Origin of the sequence: Brotonthovivens ammoniilytica (assembly GCF_025566885.1) — a bacterium.
GTDB lineage: Bacteria > Bacillota > Clostridia > Lachnospirales > Lachnospiraceae > Brotonthovivens > Brotonthovivens ammoniilytica.
This window is the reverse complement of sequence record NZ_JAOQJQ010000003.1, coordinates 130,530-149,559: the sequence shown is the minus strand read 5'-3', so window position 1 is coordinate 149,559 and position 19,030 is coordinate 130,530. Positions and strand designations below refer to the sequence as shown.

Genomic DNA, 19,030 nt, shown 5'->3' with positions numbered 1-19,030 from the left:
TTCAATACCCGGCGGCTCTGCCGGTTGTCTCATACTTCTATTTTCCTTTGAACACAGGTTTTTCTTTATCAAAAAATGCCTTTACTCCAATTTTATGGTCTTCGCTCTGGAAACAGATAGCCTGGGCATGGGGTTCTAAGTCAAGAAGCTGTTCCAGCGTCATATTAACAGAATCATTCATTACGTTTTTGGCCATGCGAAGAGCCACTCTGGGACCTGCAGCCAGTTTTACAGCCAGTTTCTTCGCTTCCGCCAGCAGCTCATCATGAGAAATGACCCTGTTTACGATTCCCATTTCTTCCGCCTCTGAGGCGCTGATCGTCCGTCCTGTAAAAACCAGTTCCTTTGCTCTGTGAAGCCCTACCAGTCTTGGCAGTGTATACATCCCGGCCAGATCAGGAATCAGTCCCACATTTGCAAATGCCATACCAAATTTTGCCTGATCAGAGGCCAGAATCAGATCCGCCTGCATGGCAATGCAAAAGCCTGCCCCTACTGCAAACCCATTAACAGCAGCAATGGTTGGTTTTGGCATATTCATAAAAAGCGTTACCATCTCCCGAAAAGACTTCATATAATCATATCCTGCCTCTGCAGTTTCAAATCCTCTGGAGAGGAGTTTTAAGTCTCCTCCTGCACAAAAAGCCTTTCCAGCGCCGGTTAAAATCACCGCTCCAATTTCAGGATCCTCAGCCACATCTTTATATGCACTGAGTAATTCTGCCGCCAGTTCTTCCTCCAGCGCATTCATAGCTTCTGGATGATTCATCTGAATGATAGCGATACTGTCTTCTTTTGTAAGAATCATTGAACGATATTCCATGTTTTCCTCCTGATTTTTTCTGTCACAGTTTTTTCAAAGCTTTAATCCTGCTTACATCCATCACAGCCGTTACATCCTCTGCAGCCCACCAGCTGCTGTGCAAACTTCAGCTTCTGCTCCAGCTTCGCGTCACGAAGCATCATAATACGCTGGGACTGTGGAGAACCCGCTCCGTGCATGGATTCTACCGCCGCAGTTCCGCCGCTTAATGTTTCCACAAGACGGTACAGTCTCATTTTATCCTCTGTGGACATAGCATCTGTGCCTGCCAGGAAACGTTCAATTAAAGGCCCGATTTCCGGATGTCTTAAATCAGCCTCGGATGGCAGTGTTGCCAAAAGCCCTCCGGAAAGGTCATGGGCAATCCGGTTAATGTCATACACAAACTTTGTTGTATTATGTTTTGTTATATTTGCAAGCATGGTATCTGCACGCCATGCCCCGGATTCCGTCTGGTGTCCTTCATAGGAGCAGGCAATGGAACCGGCATATAACGTTTCAGACAAATTGATCATATCTGCAATTTTGTCTTTTACATGTCCTACCCGTTCTACTCCGTTTACCTTTGCAATGCCGTAAACAGCGCCGATTAAAACATCTGCAATTCCGCCTTTGCAGGCTCCATAGTTCTGGCGGTGAGCCGTTGCAAATGCTTCCACAAACATTCCGGCAAATTCATATTCTTTATACATATAAACGTCTTCCCAGGGGATAAACACATTATCAAATACTGCCAGACATTCGCCGCCTACGCAGGCATATTTGGGATTTCCCTGGTCAATGGGATACTCCGTATCCAGTTTCCGGCTGTCATTAGTCTGACGCCCAAAAATATATGTAATTCCCGGCGTATTTACCGGACAGGAAAATACAACCGCATAATCTTTTGCATCTTCTTTCATGTTTTCTGTTGGAAATACCATAAGCTCGTGAGCTCCGGAAACACCGGTGAGATGCGCTTTTGCTCCCCGAACAATAATTCCGTCTTCCCGCTCTTCCACTACATGAAGGAAAATATCAGGATCTTTCTGCTGGTTTGCCTTTTTGCTTCTGTCGCCCTTGGGATCTGTCATGCCGCCGATGGTTACCAGATTATAGTCCTGCAGGTAGGTCATGAATTTTTTAAATCTTTCATGATAGTTCGTTCCATACTTTTTATCAATTTCATAGGTCACAATATAAGTAGCATTTAAAGCGTCCATACCTGCACATCGCTGGATACAGCATCCTGTCTGCTGATTCAGCGCCCGCAGCATTTTTACTTTTGCCACCAGATCTTCCGGACCCTGATGAATATGATTGAACCGGTTAATGGTATTTCCTGTAAGATGACTCTTAACAGGAAATGGCATCTCATAAGTTTTCGCTACTGCATTTACATGTGGTATAAACAGCGGGTGATCCGGAATATTGGAAACCTTTTCTCCAAAGGCCCAGATTTCCGTTTTCATATCTCTTAGACTCTGTACGTATTCCTCCGCTGTTTCAATGGGTTTATTTATTGTAGATATTGCTGCCATATGATCTCCTTTCTTATTTTCATCTGCTTTTGTTATCACTTTATTATGAAGCAATCGTCATGCCAGTTTTTGCGCCCGGCGCGGCCGCCTGCGGCATTTTTCATTTTCACGCCGGTGCTCCTTCATGGGGGGTGTTTTTATACACTGGAAACAAGGTTCCCATTCTAAATAGAATGTGCTCTGGCACATTCTTGCGCCTGGCGCGGCCGCCTGCGGCTTTTTTCATCTTCGCGCCTGTGCGCCTCCTCGCGGAGCGTTTTTATACAATGGGAACAAGGTTCCCATTGTATAAAAAATGCACTCCGCTGTATCTCTTGTATACTGTCAGATAAGTTTTCTGCTTTTTTGAATTTCTTCCGTCAGCACAGGAAGAACCTCAAACAGATTTCCAACGATTCCGTAATCTGCCGCGCCGAATATCGGAGCATCCGGATCTTTATTGACTGCAACAATACAATCCGAACTGCTCATTCCCGCTAGATGCTGAATAGCGCCGGAAATACCACAGGCAATATACAGCTTCGGTCCCACAGTCTTTCCTGTCTGCCCTACCTGATGGGTATGGGAAATCCATCCTAAATCCACTGCGGCTCTGGATGCCCCCACAACTGCTCCCAGCTCATCCGCCAGTTTTTTTATTACCTCAAACCCTTCCGGTCCTCCTACACCTCTGCCTCCGGATACAATAATTTCTGCTCCCTCCAGATCTACGTTTTCCTCATTCATATCCCGGATAACTTCAAGGATCTGTGTCCGGATATCTTTTTGATCTACAGGAATATCTTCCCGGATAATGACTGCACTCCTTTCCGTCTCCTGCCCTTTTTTAAATACACCTGGCCGTACGGTTCCAATCTGCGGCCTGTGATCCGGACATAAAATCGTTGCCATGAGATTTCCACCAAAAGCTGGTCTGGTCCAGGCCACATTTCCTGATTCTTCATCTATATCCAGACTTGTGCAGTCTGCAGTCAGACCTGTCTTCAATCGGCAGGCCACCCTCGGGCCAAGATCACGGCCGTTGTTGGTAGCTCCAATCAGCATACTTGTGGGGCCGTACTTTTCCACCAGCTTACAGATTGCATGGGTATAAGCATCCGTTGTATAGTCCTGATATTCAGGCCCGTCTACTGTAATTATGGTGTCCGCCCCATAGATATCCGCCGCCTGCACGGCAGATTTTACATTGTATCCAATAACAACGGCAGTGAGCCCTCCGCCCTGTCTGCCCGCCAGAGCCCTCCCCGGCGTCAGCAGTTCAAGCCCTACGTTTTTAGCACTTCCATCTTTATTTGTTTCTATAAACACCCATAGATCCTTTGTTTTTGCTTCCATTTTGTCTGACCTCCTTACATAATTCCCGCATCGCCAAGCAGCCGATACAGTTTTCTGGCTGATTCTTCCGCATTTTCTTCCGCTATGATCACGCCTCCCTGTTTCTTCTGGGGTACAAAGGTCCTTTTTACCTTGGTGGGAGAACCTTTTAAGCCGATTTTGGCTCTGTCTATAGAGGTCAGTTCCTCATCACTGATCACCGGAATTTCCGCCCGGTTGGCCATTAATTTCCGTTTCATAGTAGGATATCTTGGATCCCAGGCCGGTTTTGTAAAGGTCAGAACACATGGCATCTGAACTCCAATCAGCTCCGCTCCTTCCTCCGTTTCTTTTTTCACGATGACCTGGTCTTCTTTTAATTCTGCTTCCAGTCCATAAGTCACCTGCGGATACCCCAAATGTTCCGCTATTTCCGGTCCAACCTGAGCAGTATCCCCGTCTATGGCCTGTTTTCCGCAGAAAATAATATCAAATTTCCCTTCTTTCTTTTCAATCTCTTTGACAGCCTGAGACAAAATATAACTGGTGGCAAGTGTATCTGATCCTCCGAAACTTCTTCCTGATATCAGATATGCACCATCCGCCGCAATTGCAATGGCTTCTTTTAATACAGCCTGCGCCTGGGGAGGCCCCATAGTAATGACGACAATCTTCGATTCCGGATTCTGATCCTTGATGCGTGCCGCCGCCTCAAGGGCATATCCGTCAAAGGGATTTAAAATACTTGGCACGCCGTCTCTGATTAATGTGTTTTTCACCGGATCTATTTTAATCTCTGTCGTATCCGGAACCTGTTTCACACAAACAAGCATGTTCATAGCTAATACCTCCTGAAATTTTTTGTATATGTTTCATATCTTCCTCTGACTTTCATGCAAAAGATATGCCACTTTCTAATTTCTGCCATTTTTTTACTTTTTCAGCTAAACTGGCATACCTTTTGCATTTTTACATTTCATCATTCAAAACAAAATCAGAACAGAAAGGAAACATGACTTATGGATTGGAAACAGCTTTATCAGGAAAAATTACGTCCGGTATCTGATGCAGTTAAAATAGTGGGAAGCGGTGACCGGGTCTACATCGGAACAGCCTCCAGCATTGCTTTTAAACTTGCGGAAGCATTATATGAGCGCAGAGCGGAGCTTGAGGATGTTTTAATCTGCCACGGCCTTACTCCCAGAATCCTGCCGTTTTTTCTGCCCGAAGCCCGTGGACACTTTTCTACTCTCAGTTATTTTGCCGGTCCCGGAGAGCATACCGGTATCAAAAACGGCCAGACCCGTTTTACTTCGCTCCATTTAAGCCAGATCCGCTTATGGTGCCGCGAAATCGCCCGCCCCAATATTGCTTTTCTGGAGGTTTCTCCTCCTGACGAAAAAGGTTTTATGAGTTACGGCGCCTATGGCAGCACGTTTCATGACTATATCCGCCAGCTCTCTCACCGGGTGGTTTTACAGGTAAATAAAAATGCCCCCTTCGTCCACGGTGAAAGCAGCTGCATTCACGTTTCACAGGCAGATATCATAACAGAAGCAGATGACGAAATATTTGCCATGCCTAATCTGTCCTTTGACGATACGCTGCGTACCCTTTCCGGACATATCGTAAAACTGATTCCCGACGGTGCAACGATACAGCTCGGACTGGGAGGCATTTCAAATGCCATCGGCTACGGTCTTGGAAATCATAATGATCTTGGTATTCATACAGAAATGCTTACAGATTCCATGATGGATCTGATGAAATCCGGTGTTGTAACCAACAGGCGGAAAAACTACATGAAAGGAAAAACAGTAACATCTTTCGCCCTTGGAACAAAAGAGCTTTATGATTACGTCAATCAGAATGAAGATATTTATTTTGCTCCTTTTCATATGGTAAATGACCCTTCCGTCATCGCCCGCAACGACAATATGATCAGTGTAAACACTGCCATGTCCATAGATCTGTACGGCCAGGCAGCCGCCGACTGTCTTGGCGGCAAACAGCAGAGCGCCACCGGTGGACAGGTGGATTACGTCCGTGGAGCGCAGATGTCCAAAGGCGGAAAATCCTTTATCGCCCTTACAAGTACCATTGAAAATAAATGCGGCCGCTCCAGCCGGATTGTGGGGAACCTTCCCCCCGGATCCGCCGTTACCACCGCCCGGGCAGACATTCAGTATGTGGCCACAGAATACGGGTGCATCAATTTAAAAACCCTGTCTATGTCCGACAGAGCCAGGGCACTGATCAGTCTGGCCCATCCGGATTTTAGAGATGAATTAATAGAGTCAGCCAAAATACTTCATTTATTGTAATTTTTTATTTTTATAAGTAAATGAATGGCTTCATTTTGTTTCTTTTTTATACACCAAATGCAAAAAGTAAACGCTTTCTTAACAGGGACAGCACAAATACACTGTATTTTTCTGGCATGCAGATTGCTCTAAAAAAACGTAACAAGTGAAAACTAATTTTAAGGAGGACAATACTATGGGATACATGTTAAACGAAGATCAGAAAGACATCGTGAAAATGGCACACGACTTCTGTGAAAAGGAAATCAAGCCTTTTGCGGCACAGTGGGATAAAGATGGAACCTTTCCTCTGGATACAGTAAAAAAAGCCATGGAAATCGGATATCACTGTCTTGAGATTCCGGAAGAATTCGGTGGAAGCGGCATTGACTATGTAACAGTGGCCGCTGTTATGGAAGAATTCGCAAAATATGATCTGGGCTTTGCCACTACTTTAATGGGTACTACACTCAGCCTGAAACCGGTGCTGATGCACGGAACCCCGGAACAGAAAAAAATGTACTCTGACGTTATCGTGGGAGGCGGCCTTGGCGCCTTTGCCCTGACAGAGGCAGACGCCGGCTCTGATGCGGCGGCAACCCGGACAACTGCCGTAAAGGACGGAAATGAATATGTTATCAACGGCTCCAAATGTTTTATTACAAACAGCACCTATGCAGATATTTTTGTAGTATTTGCCCTGACAGACAAAACAAAAGGGGTAAAGGGAATCTCCGCATTTATTGTGGAACGAAACCGTCCGGGATTTTCCGTTGACAAACATGAGGATAAGATGGGACTGCGCTCCTCTGATACTGCATCTTTAGTGTTTGAAGATGTGCGCATTCCGGAAGATCATTTATTAGGAAAAGAAGGAGAAGGATTCAAATATGCCATGCAGACACTGGATCTGGCCCGCCCGTTTGTGGGAGCCAGCGCTGTGGGCGTCGCTCAGCGCTGTATCGACGAAGCTGCGGTTTACGCAAAGCAAAGACAGTGTTTCGGCGCGCCTATCGCCAAGTTACAGGCCATCCAGTTTAAACTGGCAGATATGGAAATCGGAGTTGAAACAGCACGTCAGATGATTGTACATACTCTCTGTCTTGCAGAGGCTCATATGCCTTACAGCAGAGAAGCAGCCATTGCAAAATGCTATGCTGCAGATGTGGCATTTAAAAATGCCGGAGAAGCGATACAGATTCTGGGTGGTTATGGTTACAGCAGGGAGTATCCTGTGGAAAAACTGCTGCGGGATTCTAAAATTCTTCAGATTTATGAGGGTACAAACGAAGTCCAAAGAGTAGTCATCTCCGGCCAGGTTTTAAGGCGCTATTAAAACCATGAATAAACAGATTCATACAGATGTTTTTTCCAGGCTGCCCCACAGAGCGCCTATGCTGATGATTGATTCCATTCTCTCACTCAGCAGAAATGACAGTACCGCATTAAAATCTGTAGCCGCATCAGAACCCTGTTTTCAGGGGCATTTTCCGGGCAATCCTGTATTTCCGGGAGTGTTAATCATCGAAGCACTGGCACAGACCTGCGCCCTGTGTCTTTCAGAACAGGAATCCGGCAGGCTCCCGATTTTCTCCGGTATACAAAACGCAGACTTTCTGCATCCTGTATATCCCGGCGACCAGCTTTTCCTTCATGCCCATTTTTTAAGCAGGGATAAACGTTTTTATACATTTCAGACAACTGCAGCAGTAAGCGGAGACTTAGTCTGCAGCGCACTGCTAACAATCTATCTATAAGGGACGCCGGACAGAGCAAAAAAAATGTGCCTCCATCCGGAGCGTTAGCTCTGATCCGGCCCGGCCTTGGAAAAGGAGGTTTTTATGCAGCAAAGCAGAAAAATGATTGGGTTTTTTGCTATTTTAATTGCAAACTTTATGGCAATGTTTTTAATATCCGGTATTGGGGTTTTGGGATATGCAGTGGCCGGTGAGTATGATGCGTTACTATCTGTCAGTATGATTTTTACCCTAGAAAGTGCCGCAAGATGCGCAATTATGCCTATCAGCGGAAAACTGGGAGAAAAATTCGGACGGAAGCAGCTTTTTATTTTTGCACTGATCTTATATACAGTTTCTTATGCAGCAGCCACTTTCGTCCCAAATTTCTGGGTGTATGTTATCGCCCGGACAGTTTCCGGAATTGCCTGGGGCTTATGGGTAACCAACTCTTTTGTATTAATGAGCGATGTATTCGGCAGTCAGGATGCTACAAAATATTCCGGATTTGCCCAGAGCGCATCTACCGTTGCTATGATGATTGCCGCGCCCCTGGCTGGCATCTTCTGCTCCACGGCAGCAGGCTGGCGTCTGGAATACTATATTTCGCTGCCAATATTAGTAATAACAATTATTCTGGCCATATATGGAATACCAAAAAGCCAGAAAGCAGACAGCGGAAAGCCTATGGATATCGGCGGCTCCATCTTTACCTGCGTTTTTCTGATCCCCTTCGGACTGGTTATGAGCTGGGGACCTGCATCGGGATGGACCAGTCCGGTCAATATCCTTTTAATTATCATAACTATTATTGGCATCCTGCTCCTGCTTGTCTGTGAGAAAAAAAGCCAGGATCCTATTTTCCCGGTTCGTATATTGAAAAACAAATACTTTTTATCTGTTTTTATGATTTCTCTGTTTTTCAGTATCGCCAACGCAGCCTTTAACTATCTGCCTTCCTATGTGCAGGCATTCGGCGGTGTAGACTCTGTCCGGGCCGGTTTTCTCACAACGCCTTCCCTGATTATCGCCGCTGTTCTGACTTTAATTTTTGGTCAGTATGCCGCCAAAACGTTAAAATACCGCCCCCTGGTACTGTTCTGGGGAATTGCCAGTCTGGCAGGCGGTGTACTGCTGTTCATGACAGGTATGCCGATAGTTGCCGGAATACCATTTGTTTTCGGCATGATCAGTATTCTTCCCATGGGCAGTGTAAACAGCTGCCAGCAGATTGTTCCGTATACCTACCCGCTTAATGTTTTAAAACCAGAAGAAATCGCCAGCGGCATGTCTTTTTTGGGAGTAGCAGGTATTTTCGGAAATACAATCGCCAATGGTCTGATGGGAGCCATTATAAATTCTACAGGTATGGTAAATTGTTTCAAAGTTCCGCTGGTCTGTGCGGTAGTAATGATGATTTTCTGTTTGATGTTCAGAGATATTAAAAAAGGGGAAACACTTTAACAGCAAAAACCATTCTGTAAAGCATTTTATATGATATAAACATTAATTTCGCCATTCTATTTTTTACCAACTTTTTAAAAGCAGCTGCTGTAAAGGGAATTAAAACCCTTTACAGCAGCTGCCCTCCTATGTCACATTAAATTGGATCTTTCCCAAACTCTGCATACACCTCCGGCAGGATACTTGCCAGATGAGAATACTCTTCTACATTATGAAATGCAAGCCCCATGGGAACTACTTCCGGTACAGATAATCCCGGCGGCAGCACACACATTGGTTTTCCTTTATTCCAGCGGTAGCCCACCCAGAAACGGGTACGGAATTCCACACCTTCTTCTGTTTCCCGGCAGAAATGCATCATAATAGCCGGAGCCTTATCAATGGGGGCATCTTTTCCCCTGCTGGATACGATTCCGTAACCGCCGAATACCGTCTGATGAGTCGCTTCCAGTTTTTCGTCGGAGATTCCCTCCATCTGGTCATGATCCAGAAAATGTATCAGAATATTCTGCTCCCCGCCTCCGATATCTTCCACTACAAAATGTACAACTCCCTGAGATTTCTTTGCCAGCGGCACATTAGGATCTTTGATATAGTCTCTGTCAATATCTGCCACTGCAATGGTTGGATGACACAGGGGATTCCAGATTCTATAGCGTATCTGCTCCAATGCATGCCACGCAAACCACCACTGCATCATCTCTATGGTAACTCCCGGAAATACATTATTAACCGCTACATATCCAGCTCCGTTTGGAAGGATACAGTATCCTGTTTCCACTTCCATATATCCCGGTTCATACATTTTTTCTATCTGTTCCGGCATCAGCGCTTTTGAGGGATCCATGGGCCCCCGGGCCAGAATTTCCATCAGCTTTGGATTCGGGCAGGCAAGGGTTTCTCTGTAAAATTTCGCAACCGGGCTTTTCTTTTCTTCCTCTGTCAGAGGATATGGTTTTCTATCCTTTGGGTTCATACTCTCTCCTCCTTATGCCATTGGCTGGTACTTGTAAGTTTCAATGGGTACACGTTCTTTTTTCGTCTGCATACCGCCATCTTCTGTCTGCTGGCAGGTTACCCAGTACAATTCCTTTTCATGCTCCGGATAATCTTCTCTTAAGAACCATCCCCGTGATTCTGTCCGCTCCAGAGAAGCAGTAAAGAACATTTCAGCACACAGAAGCATTGATTCCATTTCCAGACATCCAAACATATTATGAGGATCATCTGCCTTCAGTGTATCTAACTCTCCTTGCAGCTCCTTTACACGGGCAAGAGCATTTGTCATACGCTCCTGGCTTCTGTACAAACTGTTGCCCAGCGGCTGAATGACATTATGAAGCTTTGGCAGAAAGTCCATGACAGACACTGTTCCCTTTTGTTTTCCATACCCGTTAAAATGCCGGTCAATTGCCACAATTTCTGTCTCGTCAACAGTCCCAAACTCATGGGCTGCTGCAAACAGCGCTGCGTTTTCTCCTGCCAGACGCCCGGAATACTGTGCATTTGCAAGACCGGAGCCCCGTACCATAACCGGAGATGTGGTTGCCCCATGATATGCTCCACCGGTATGAGACAAATCTCCTGCTGCAAATAATCCGGGAACTGTGGTCTGGAAATCTCTTCCCACTCTTAATGCTCCAAACTCTCCTACCAGTCCCGGCACACATTCATTATTAGTTGCCTGGGAAAAGGCATTAAAAAACAGGTTGTTCCAGAATCTGTCTGCAAAAGGACGGTCAAAATAAGCGGAAGAGCCACAGCACTGCTGAAGAAAGGGCATCAGAGGATTTTCCGGCATCCGGTAAGTTAAAGGCCCCTTTCCGGCTTTTGTCTGTTTATAATATTCTGCAATGGAATAGGCATCCACATCGGAGTGGTGAGTGGTTGCAAATTCCTTACATACATTTTCCCCTTCAGAATTATAGAGGGCATATTCTACACCCATGCTGGACTCAAAGTTTTCCAGAGAGGTCCAGTTATAAAAAGAGCTCATCTCACAGTTTCTAAACTGTGCACCTGCCCGGTAACAAGCCCGTATACCCTCTCCTCTTCCGCCGGCCCACATTGGCATAATCCGGTAATTGCATGCACCTGTGGCCATAACTACAGCCCTGCACTGATATACAGACTGAGACCCGTCATCAATATTGTATCCCACTGCACCACTGATCCGCTCGCCGTCTTTGAGCAGATCTACAATGCCGGTGCGGTCAATAAATTTTACGCCGATTTTTGCCCCATATCTTCTGACATTAACCATATAATCTAAATCTACGGCCACCAGTGTCCATGGAAAATCATCTTTATTATCAAAGGTTAATTTTCCATGCTCATCTTTTCCTGTAATCTGAGCACGCCATTTCAAATAGCGGAACTTTCCCTCCGGCGTTTTTGAAATTTTCCCGTCAGACCACTTATCCAGCAATTCCACACTTTTATCAAGTCCATTGGCATAATCACGCAGAAAATCCTGATCATTTAAATAGTCCCCGTTGTATTTTGTATGATATTCCACATACCGTTCCGGATCTACCCCTGCCATAGCATCCATAATACCTGCACCCCGGTTTGCTTTTCCTGCATACCCGGATGTATATTTTTCCACAACCAGCACATCAAGCTCTGGATTATTTTCCTTTGCGGTGATAGCGGCACACATACCGGCCAGACTTCCGCCAACTACTAATAAATCCGTTTTTATAATATTTGCCATTTTGCATCTCCTCCTACATATCACAAATGTGCTCTCTCGGGAATACATATGCGTCATAATCCGGCTCTACCTTAATCGCTCCCTTGGGACAATTAAGTTCACAGAAACCACACTGTACGCATTCTTCCGGATATTTTATAATTGGTTTTCTGTTTTCTTTATCCCATTTTATAATATCTATAAAACAGGCTTTAAAGCAGATCTGGCATCCGATGCACAGATCTTTATTTACAATAATTCGATTCATGGCTCTGCTCATAGTCTCTTTCCTCCTTAGAACTCAAATAATGGCATACTGTTAAGAATTTCCTGTGCTCTTGCAATGGCTCCATTAATAATTTGGCATACTCTGTTCACGTTTTTCTTACCTCCTCCATACGTTTTCATTTAAGATCTGCTACTGTCAGTATAACGTGATTTGTTTTTATCATCATTTCTGAAACCTCTAATTTTATCGTCTGTTTTTCGGTTTTGTTTTGTAGTTTTTACAAGAACCTATGTTCTTATTTTCTTGATTTATTCACATTAAAAGAAAAATATTTTATTTTTTCTTGTCACATGATACAATTCAAAAAAGGAGACTTGATTATGATTATCGACCTCAACATGTTATTTACACAGCTGAAAATCAAACATCCCCAGCTATCCGTTGAACAATATCTGGATCTCACAACAGTATCTATTTCCGGAATCCGTCTTCTGCCCAGATGCAGCCTGGAAATCTCTCCGGATTTTTTATATCTGTGTGAGTCCCAACACCCGCTCTCACCGGACAGTCTGCCTGAACACCTGCTTTTACTTTGTGTCTGCCGTCCCGGACAGCTTCCGGTTCCTTACCCGGGAGTCATATGGATGGAGACTGATCTGGAATGGGCAGTTATTTTTAATACCCTTCAGGAAATTTATATTATGTTTCAAAACTGGGATCGCAGCATGCACGACAGCCTGATTCAGAATCTTGGATTAAATCACTTAATCCAAATCAGTGAGCCTCTTTTAAAAAATCCCGTTCTGATCTACGATCTTAGTTTAAAGATTCTGGCACACTCCACGGCTTATGTTGCCGCTGATAAAATTTTTCCTTACGCCATCCAGCAGGGACATCTGACCTCTGACATGGTACAGCAGTTTCAAAATGAAAAAATATTTGATACGCTGACAGAAACCGGCATTTATATCTCAGCTGATAAAAGGTCTGAGCGCTATAATGAGATTATCAAACTAATCTATATCAACGGAAAGCCTGTGGGTTATTGTGTACTTGTTTTAGTAAATCCGTCCAATATGAAATATATGAGAAGAATGTTTGAAAACTTTTTTGAAAGTGTCCAGATCGGACTGGAAAAGATGATGCAGAGCATCAAAACAGAAGGGTTTATGTATGAATATCTGTTGATTGATCTTCTGGAAAATGATTCTCCCGAAATTTCGATTGTGAAAGACCGGCTGGCTTATATTGATCTTCCGTTTGCCTCTGACTTTTATCTATGTGCACTGAACTTAACGTCCCCCGGATCTATCACAATTCCATTTCTTCTGCATCAGATTCAGCAGTCTATTCCGGAATCCCGTGTTTTTGAATACCAGGGACAGATTCTGATTCTGATTTTTGAGCAGAAACGCTTAGATCCTTTTCATTATATGGAGCAGTTTCCACTGATTTACCACACACTTCTGTATGAAATACATCAGCATAATATATCTGGAGGCGTCAGCCGCTTATTTCATCAGATTACAGAGTTAAAAGCTGCTTATCGGGAAGCCAAAGCTGCACTGTCATTTTTAGAGGAAGAGTCTTCTTCCCGCACAGATCTGATTTTTTTTGAACAAATTGCACTAAAGTTTCTCTGCCGTTTAGATACGACCGGTAGCGGATATAGTATTACAAAACATGAAAAGCTAAACCGTATCCTTGCAGATGACGCAAAAAATCATACCTGCTGTGTGCAGATTCTGGATACTTACTTAAAAACAAACTGTCAGGCTACAGAAACTGCCAGGCTGCTTCATATGCACCGAAATAATGTTATCTATCATATTCGAAAAATGGAAGCCCGCTACTATCTGCAGTTAGATGATCCTGAAGAGCGTTTAAAATTAAGTTTAGCCTTCTATGCAAAAAACAACAACGGTTATGAAACCATCTCCCGCCCTGCCGATTGATCATATAAACATGAGAAAAGTGCTTTTACCGCATCAAGCTCCATCCGGATGTCTTTCATTTCCGTTGTTGTATTAACTATCTTCCAATGACTCATTTTCCAGCTTTTTTACTCTTCTGTATTCCAGCGGCGACAGACCATATTTCTGCTTGAAAACAGCCGCAAATTTTCCTTGATTGGAATATCCAACCTGTTCAGAAATTTCAGCCACAGGACGTTTTGTGTTTTTAAGTAATCCGGCTGCCGTATTCATGCGGATTTCCCGCAGATAGGTGGAGATATTTTGTCCATATACTCCCCGAAAGTAGTTTTTCAGGCTGGTTTCACTGACAGAAAAACGATCTGCAATCTGCCGTACCGGAATATGCAGATGCAGATTGTCGGAAAGTATCTTTGCCGTTCTCTTGGCAAGTTCTACCTGTGTTTCTGTGTAGAAACCGCAGGATTTTGGCGGATGAACATTCATACCCAGCAGCCGGTAAACAAGCTCAAGGGTATAGATCTTTAAATAAAAATCTGACGGCCTTTCTGCCAAACAAAAGAGCCTGCTAAAAATATCTTTCAGTTCATTATCCGCTTCGCAAAGGTAGGTCTTCCTTCTTTTGCAATAGATATCTCTCAGCGCGGCAAGATCCATGTTAAAAAACTCCAGAAGCCCACTGCCGGATTGTAACAGCTTCAGATCACAGTATATTTTGATTCCCTGGTATTTTCCTGTAGGAAAAATGTACTCTTTCTGCGCAGTTTGTTCACTGATAGCAAAATCATTTTTCTGCAGATAAATATAGGTACCGTCATCTAAAAGCAATTCACTTCTTCCGGAAATACAGTAGTTGATCTGGAGCAGTTTCAGCTGGGAATTTGCATCAGATTCCGGCCACATACCGGCATTTACAAAAATAAATGCCAGTGTAAGCCCGGGACAGATGGTATAAAAGACCATACGCCCTCTGCCGCCGTCCCGGTCTAAAATCAATTCCCTGCCGTTTGAACTATCCTTCAGCGTCACTCCCAAAATACGGTCACTGTTCTTTAAAATACTGCCTAACATATCATCCATTTTTCTTCTCCTTTTTCAGCACAAAATCATTGATACTATTATAATGATGTAAAAATCTTCGGTCAATTTCAGTTTGATTCAGGCAGAAAACTCCTTGCTATACGGGCCTAAAATACTGATATGTGCATAGAAACATCACATCATATATGCTACCATTAGCTTTGGTTAGTTGCAACTAATCCAAGTAAATATAAAACAAGCAGGAGGTTGTTCTATGAACAAATTGCAAGGAAAGGATTTTATAAACATTGGTATTTTTACCGCTATTTATTTCATCGTCATTTTTGCCGCGGCATCCATCGGTTTTATTCCGATTTTTATTCCGCTGATCAGTGTAATCGTACCTATCATCGGGGGAATACCAATGATGCTGTTTTTCAGCAAGATCAAAAAATTTGGTATGCTTACTATCTGCGGTCTGCTTCTGGGCATCATAATGCTGCTCACCGGTATGGGCTACTGGTGCATTCCAACCGGCCTGATCTTTGGCCTGATTTCTGATTTTCTAATGAAGGCCAGCCGCTATCAAAGCGCAAAAGGGGAGATTTTTATTCATGGAATTTTCTCTATGTGGGTAATCGGCGCATTTATTCCTATTGTGGTAACCAGAGATGCATATTATCAAAACCTGCTTCCCGGTTACGGCCAGGAATATGCCGACACCCTTATGGCATATATGCCGGACTGGATTTTACCATTACTTCTGGCAGCAGCTTTTGTCAGCGGCCTTGCAGGAGGTCTCATTGGGGGCCGGATTTTCAAAAAACACTTTAAACGGGCAGGAATCGTATAATGGGCCGCGAACTTCTCGCCAGCAAAAAAGACAACACCAAACTCTCATTAGATCCCCGGACAAAGCTTGCCGTATTATTAACCATAGCCATTTTTATTCTGGGCGGTTCCTTTAGCGGCATTATGCAATACTATATCATTATCTTGGCGGCTATTCCCCTTTTCCTATTGCTGGCGGCAAAAAAGCGAAAAGGTGCCATCATTTACATACTGGTATTTGGAGGAAGCCTCCTTTTAGAATTATTCGGCCTGTCACATTTAAACGGCATCCCCAATTATATTGCAGTAGCCCTCACAGGTATACTGCTGCGTTTTACCCCCGGTATTGTAATGGGATACTTCGCAGTAACCACAACCACAGTCAGTGAATTTATTGCAGCCATGGAACGGCTGCATCTGCCCCGGCAGATTACGATTCCCATGTCTGTCATGTTTCGTTTTTTTCCTACTGTTGCCGAAGAATGGAGCGCCATCGGAGATGCAATGCGTATGAGGGGCATCCGGTTTGGAGAAGGCAGACCCGGTTCCATGTTAGAATACCGGCTTGTTCCTATGATGATCTGTTCCGTAAAAATCGGTGAAGAACTATCTGCTGCGGCGCTTACCCGGGGACTGGGCGGACCGGTCAGACGGACAAATATATGCAGACTTGGATTTCACGCACAGGATATCATTTTTCTTATCATATGTCTTGGGGCATTCGCAGCCCAGATATATGAACTAATTACAAGGGGGTAAACGATGATCGAATGTAAAAATGTATCCTTTTCCTATCAGTCGGCCGCAGCATCTTACAGCAGCGGCACGCCGGGAGGTTCTTTAAACAATATTTCCTGTACCATTGAGGATGGTTCCTTTGTTCTGCTCTGTGGAAGCTCCGGGTGTGGAAAGACTACTATGACCCGGCTGTTTAACGGGCTCATCCCTCACTATTATGAAGGAACCTTAACCGGCTCCGTCTGTCTTGACGGAAAAAACACCTGTGACCTGACACTATTTGATCTCTCTTTAAAAACAGGTTCTGTATTCCAAAATCCGCGCTCGCAGTTTTTCAATGTAGACACTACCAGCGAGCTGGCCTTTGGACCGGAAAACCACGGTATGCCAAAGGAGGTTGTTCGCGAGAGAGTAACACAGGCCGCCAAACAGTTAAACTTAAGTTCTCTCCTTGACAGAAGTATTTTCTCCTTATCCGGCGGAGAAAAACAAAAAATCGCCTGCGGCTCAGCCTCCGCCATCGACCCTGAAATTTATGTACTGGATGAACCCTCATCTAATCTGGATTCCCGGGCCATTGCAGACCTTAGGCAGCTTCTTTTAACATTTAAGGCCCAGAAAAAAACCGTTATTATATCTGAACACCGGCTTTACTATCTGTCCGGCCTCTTCGACCGGGTCCTGTTTCTAAAAGACGGACAAATTGCAGGAGATTACACAGCTGAGGAATTTAAGCAGCTGTCCCCACAGCAGCGGGATGAAATGGGACTGCGTCCCCTCACCCTCACCGGACTTAAAAATACAGAAAGACTGCCGGCACAAAATAGCAATGGGATATGGAAGGTTAAAGACTTTTTCTTTGCCTACAAGCATCAGCCCAGGCTGCTTCACATACCGGAAGCTGATTTTCCTTCCGGCAGCGCAACGGCCATCATCGGACACAACGGAACCGGAAAATCAACCTTTTCCCGTTGTCTGTGCGGATTGGAAAGACGCTTTAAAGGAACCGTACAGAATACGGAGACATGCTATTCAACGAAAGACAGGCTGAAACTATGCTACATGGTCATGCAGGATGTAAATCACCAGCTCTTCACAGAAAGCGTTCTAGATGAAATATTATTAAGCATGAAATCTGAGAATCCATCAAAGGATAAAGAAAAGGCAGAAAAGATTTTAAATGAAATGGATCTGCTGCCCTTTGCGGACTGCCACCCCATGGGACTATCCGGAGGACAAAAGCAGCGTGTTGCAGTTGCCTGCGCAATTGCTTCTGAAAGACCGTTTATTCTATTTGACGAACCCACCAGCGGCCTGGACCTGTTTCATATGAGGCAGGTTGCAAAAGCTGTCAGACAAATCACAGCCTCCGGCAGAACGGTTATGATCGTAACGCATGATCCGGAGTTTATTTTACACTGCTGCCATTTTGTCATTCACCTGGAATCCGGATATATTAAGGAAAGTTATGCTATAACAGACAGCACCGGCCAGGAGAGGCTGCTGAAATTCTTTCTCTAAACATTAACCAAACCGTGCAGCGCCCCCCAAAGTTTAGATTTTAGTCTCACTTTTTGTGGGGCGCTGACCAGGAAAAAATTTCCGGCCGGTTGTTTTTTAATTCCCGGATGGGAAAAATGGTTTTAATGCATTGGCCACAGAACTGATAGGCATTGTCTGGAGCCATACATGCCCCGGTCCGGTTACAACTGTGTTAAAAAATCCCTCGCCGCCGAATACTTTATTCTTAAGTCCCGGCACCGTCTGAATGTCCATACTGCAGGTAGCTGACATAGCCGCAAGGTTTCCGGTATCAACAATGATTTTCTGACCGGCTCCCAGCTCATATTCTACAACACTTCCATCAAACTCCGCAAAAACAATTCCGTTTCCGGAAACTCTCTGCAGAATAAATCCCTCGCCGCCAAATAGGCCTGATGCAAATTTTTTATGAAAATGTACGGATAAATTTACTCCCGCTTCTGAAGCCAGAAAGGATCGTTTTTGAAGTATGTATTCCTGTCCCGCAGACACCTGAAATGGCCGGATCTCCCCCGGAAAAGAACTCGCAAAGGCAATGGTTCCCTCTCCTCCCTGAGCGGTATATATATTCTGGAACAGAGAATCACCGGAAAACATTCTTCCAAGCGCCTTACCGGCACCTCCGTTTGATGTGGTCTCCATCTTCATATTCGGTGACATCCACGCCATAGCTCCACGTTCTGTAATCATTTTTTCGTTGGCATCCAGCCGACAGATCACAACCGGTAAATTTTCTCCCTGAATTTCATATTTCATAGTTTTTCCTTCCCGGATCAGAGTATCAAAAACTTTAAATCCTCTAATCCTTATCTGATAAAAATAAATATTCTATATTCAATCGCCGCAAATGCTGCAGTGCATCTCCTGGTGACGGAATACCT

General features: G+C 44.5%; 17 protein-coding genes. 8 read left to right on the top strand and 9 right to left on the bottom strand.

All coding sequences use genetic code 11. From position 1 onward, the window contains the following. Positions 1-37 precede the first annotated feature (37 nt). The 4 genes from OCV88_RS08740 to OCV88_RS08725 form a co-directional block, all read right to left on the bottom strand. Positions 38-823 (bottom strand): enoyl-CoA hydratase/isomerase family protein, encoded by a 786-nt coding sequence (locus OCV88_RS08740; protein WP_158425124.1) that lies wholly within the window; start codon positions 821-823, stop codon positions 38-40. Between the two features lie 41 nt (positions 824-864). Then, positions 865-2,343: a 4-hydroxyphenylacetate 3-hydroxylase family protein gene (locus tag OCV88_RS08735; RefSeq protein ID WP_158425123.1), complete on the bottom strand. Its 1,479-nt coding sequence runs from the start codon at positions 2,341-2,343 to the stop codon at positions 865-867. Between the two features lie 324 nt (positions 2,344-2,667). After that, complete coding sequence (locus OCV88_RS08730; protein WP_158425122.1) at positions 2,668-3,678, bottom strand: electron transfer flavoprotein subunit alpha/FixB family protein; 1,011 nt, start codon at positions 3,676-3,678, stop codon at positions 2,668-2,670. 14 nt (positions 3,679-3,692) lie between these two features. Next, positions 3,693-4,496: an electron transfer flavoprotein subunit beta/FixA family protein gene (locus OCV88_RS08725; RefSeq protein ID WP_158425121.1), complete on the bottom strand. Its 804-nt coding sequence runs from the start codon at positions 4,494-4,496 to the stop codon at positions 3,693-3,695. Positions 4,497-4,676: 180 nt separating this feature from the next. Between OCV88_RS08725 and OCV88_RS08720 the strand changes: the two genes are divergently transcribed. From OCV88_RS08720 to OCV88_RS08705, 4 genes are all read left to right on the top strand, one after another. Continuing rightward, positions 4,677-5,981: an acetyl-CoA hydrolase/transferase family protein gene (locus OCV88_RS08720; protein WP_158425120.1), complete on the top strand. Its 1,305-nt coding sequence runs from the start codon at positions 4,677-4,679 to the stop codon at positions 5,979-5,981. Between the two features lie 175 nt (positions 5,982-6,156). Next, on the top strand, positions 6,157-7,296 hold the full coding sequence (locus OCV88_RS08715; protein ID WP_158425119.1) for an acyl-CoA dehydrogenase family protein: 1,140 nt from the start codon (positions 6,157-6,159) through the stop codon (positions 7,294-7,296). Between the two features lie 4 nt (positions 7,297-7,300). Continuing rightward, a complete protein-coding gene (gene fabZ, locus OCV88_RS08710) occupies positions 7,301-7,717 on the top strand; it encodes a 3-hydroxyacyl-ACP dehydratase FabZ (RefSeq protein WP_158425118.1) in 417 nt (138 codons plus the stop codon). An 84-nt stretch (positions 7,718-7,801) separates the two neighbouring features. Then, a complete protein-coding gene (locus OCV88_RS08705) occupies positions 7,802-9,160 on the top strand; it encodes an MFS transporter (RefSeq protein WP_158425117.1) in 1,359 nt (452 codons plus the stop codon). 136 nt (positions 9,161-9,296) lie between these two features. On the opposite strand, the gene OCV88_RS08700 is transcribed toward OCV88_RS08705, so the two are convergent. The 3 genes from OCV88_RS08700 to OCV88_RS08690 are packed head-to-tail and all read right to left on the bottom strand — an operon-like array spanning position 9,297 to position 12,135. Next, positions 9,297-10,136 carry a DAPG hydrolase family protein gene (locus tag OCV88_RS08700; protein WP_158425116.1) on the bottom strand — a complete coding sequence of 280 codons (840 nt, stop codon included), beginning with the start codon at positions 10,134-10,136 and terminating at the stop codon, positions 9,297-9,299. 12 nt (positions 10,137-10,148) lie between these two features. After that, the gene (locus tag OCV88_RS08695; protein WP_262591066.1) at positions 10,149-11,876 is read right to left on the bottom strand and encodes an FAD-dependent oxidoreductase; all 1,728 of its coding nucleotides are present in this window, start codon (positions 11,874-11,876) and stop codon (positions 10,149-10,151) included. Positions 11,877-11,889: 13 nt separating this feature from the next. Then, positions 11,890-12,135, bottom strand: a complete 246-nt coding sequence (locus OCV88_RS08690) for a 4Fe-4S dicluster domain-containing protein (protein ID WP_262591064.1) — start codon at positions 12,133-12,135, stop codon at positions 11,890-11,892. Between the two features lie 329 nt (positions 12,136-12,464). On the opposite strand from OCV88_RS08690, the gene OCV88_RS08685 reads away from it, so the two are divergent. After that, positions 12,465-14,039 carry a PucR family transcriptional regulator gene (locus OCV88_RS08685; protein ID WP_262591063.1) on the top strand — a complete coding sequence of 525 codons (1,575 nt, stop codon included), beginning with the start codon at positions 12,465-12,467 and terminating at the stop codon, positions 14,037-14,039. A gap of 72 nt (positions 14,040-14,111) precedes the next feature. On the opposite strand, the gene OCV88_RS08680 is transcribed toward OCV88_RS08685, so the two are convergent. Then, the gene (locus tag OCV88_RS08680) at positions 14,112-15,098 is read right to left on the bottom strand and encodes an AraC family transcriptional regulator (RefSeq protein ID WP_262591061.1); all 987 of its coding nucleotides are present in this window, start codon (positions 15,096-15,098) and stop codon (positions 14,112-14,114) included. 214 nt (positions 15,099-15,312) lie between these two features. On the opposite strand from OCV88_RS08680, the gene OCV88_RS08675 reads away from it, so the two are divergent. The 3 genes from OCV88_RS08675 to OCV88_RS08665 are packed head-to-tail and all read left to right on the top strand — an operon-like array spanning position 15,313 to position 18,128. Next, positions 15,313-15,891: an MptD family putative ECF transporter S component gene (locus tag OCV88_RS08675; protein WP_158425113.1), complete on the top strand. Its 579-nt coding sequence runs from the start codon at positions 15,313-15,315 to the stop codon at positions 15,889-15,891. Beyond that, positions 15,891-16,628 (top strand): energy-coupling factor transporter transmembrane component T, encoded by a 738-nt coding sequence (locus tag OCV88_RS08670; RefSeq protein WP_158425112.1) that lies wholly within the window; start codon positions 15,891-15,893, stop codon positions 16,626-16,628. The genes OCV88_RS08675 and OCV88_RS08670 overlap by 1 nt, the downstream gene beginning before the upstream one ends. A 3-nt stretch (positions 16,629-16,631) precedes the next feature. After that, the gene (locus tag OCV88_RS08665; protein WP_158425111.1) at positions 16,632-18,128 is read left to right on the top strand and encodes an ABC transporter ATP-binding protein; all 1,497 of its coding nucleotides are present in this window, start codon (positions 16,632-16,634) and stop codon (positions 18,126-18,128) included. Positions 18,129-18,224: 96 nt separating this feature from the next. Here OCV88_RS08665 and OCV88_RS08660 read toward each other — a convergent pair whose 3' ends face one another. Further along, positions 18,225-18,905, bottom strand: coding sequence for a TIGR00266 family protein (locus OCV88_RS08660; RefSeq protein WP_158425110.1), 681 nt, complete (start codon positions 18,903-18,905; stop codon positions 18,225-18,227). Positions 18,906-19,030: the final 125 nt, after the last annotated feature.

What these genes read in the sequence shown, in the direction of transcription:
- fabZ (WP_158425118.1), top strand. Translation starts at nt 7,301, where the DNA reads ATGAATAAACAGATTCATACAGATGTTTTTTCCAGGCTGCCCCACAGA.
- OCV88_RS08670 (WP_158425112.1), top strand. Translation starts at nt 15,891, where the DNA reads ATGGGCCGCGAACTTCTCGCCAGCAAAAAAGACAACACCAAACTCTCA.
- OCV88_RS08730 (WP_158425122.1), bottom strand. Translation starts at nt 3,678, where the DNA reads ATGGAAGCAAAAACAAAGGATCTATGGGTGTTTATAGAAACAAATAAA.
- OCV88_RS08660 (WP_158425110.1), bottom strand. Translation starts at nt 18,905, where the DNA reads ATGAAATATGAAATTCAGGGAGAAAATTTACCGGTTGTGATCTGTCGG.
- OCV88_RS08685 (WP_262591063.1), top strand. Translation starts at nt 12,465, where the DNA reads ATGATTATCGACCTCAACATGTTATTTACACAGCTGAAAATCAAACAT.
- OCV88_RS08715 (WP_158425119.1), top strand. Translation starts at nt 6,157, where the DNA reads ATGGGATACATGTTAAACGAAGATCAGAAAGACATCGTGAAAATGGCA.
- OCV88_RS08665 (WP_158425111.1), top strand. Translation starts at nt 16,632, where the DNA reads ATGATCGAATGTAAAAATGTATCCTTTTCCTATCAGTCGGCCGCAGCA.
- OCV88_RS08740 (WP_158425124.1), bottom strand. Translation starts at nt 823, where the DNA reads ATGGAATATCGTTCAATGATTCTTACAAAAGAAGACAGTATCGCTATC.
- OCV88_RS08705 (WP_158425117.1), top strand. Translation starts at nt 7,802, where the DNA reads ATGCAGCAAAGCAGAAAAATGATTGGGTTTTTTGCTATTTTAATTGCA.
- OCV88_RS08720 (WP_158425120.1), top strand. Translation starts at nt 4,677, where the DNA reads ATGGATTGGAAACAGCTTTATCAGGAAAAATTACGTCCGGTATCTGAT.
- OCV88_RS08690 (WP_262591064.1), bottom strand. Translation starts at nt 12,135, where the DNA reads ATGAGCAGAGCCATGAATCGAATTATTGTAAATAAAGATCTGTGCATC.
- OCV88_RS08680 (WP_262591061.1), bottom strand. Translation starts at nt 15,098, where the DNA reads ATGGATGATATGTTAGGCAGTATTTTAAAGAACAGTGACCGTATTTTG.
- OCV88_RS08695 (WP_262591066.1), bottom strand. Translation starts at nt 11,876, where the DNA reads ATGGCAAATATTATAAAAACGGATTTATTAGTAGTTGGCGGAAGTCTG.
- OCV88_RS08725 (WP_158425121.1), bottom strand. Translation starts at nt 4,496, where the DNA reads ATGAACATGCTTGTTTGTGTGAAACAGGTTCCGGATACGACAGAGATT.
- OCV88_RS08675 (WP_158425113.1), top strand. Translation starts at nt 15,313, where the DNA reads ATGAACAAATTGCAAGGAAAGGATTTTATAAACATTGGTATTTTTACC.
- OCV88_RS08700 (WP_158425116.1), bottom strand. Translation starts at nt 10,136, where the DNA reads ATGAACCCAAAGGATAGAAAACCATATCCTCTGACAGAGGAAGAAAAG.
- OCV88_RS08735 (WP_158425123.1), bottom strand. Translation starts at nt 2,343, where the DNA reads ATGGCAGCAATATCTACAATAAATAAACCCATTGAAACAGCGGAGGAA.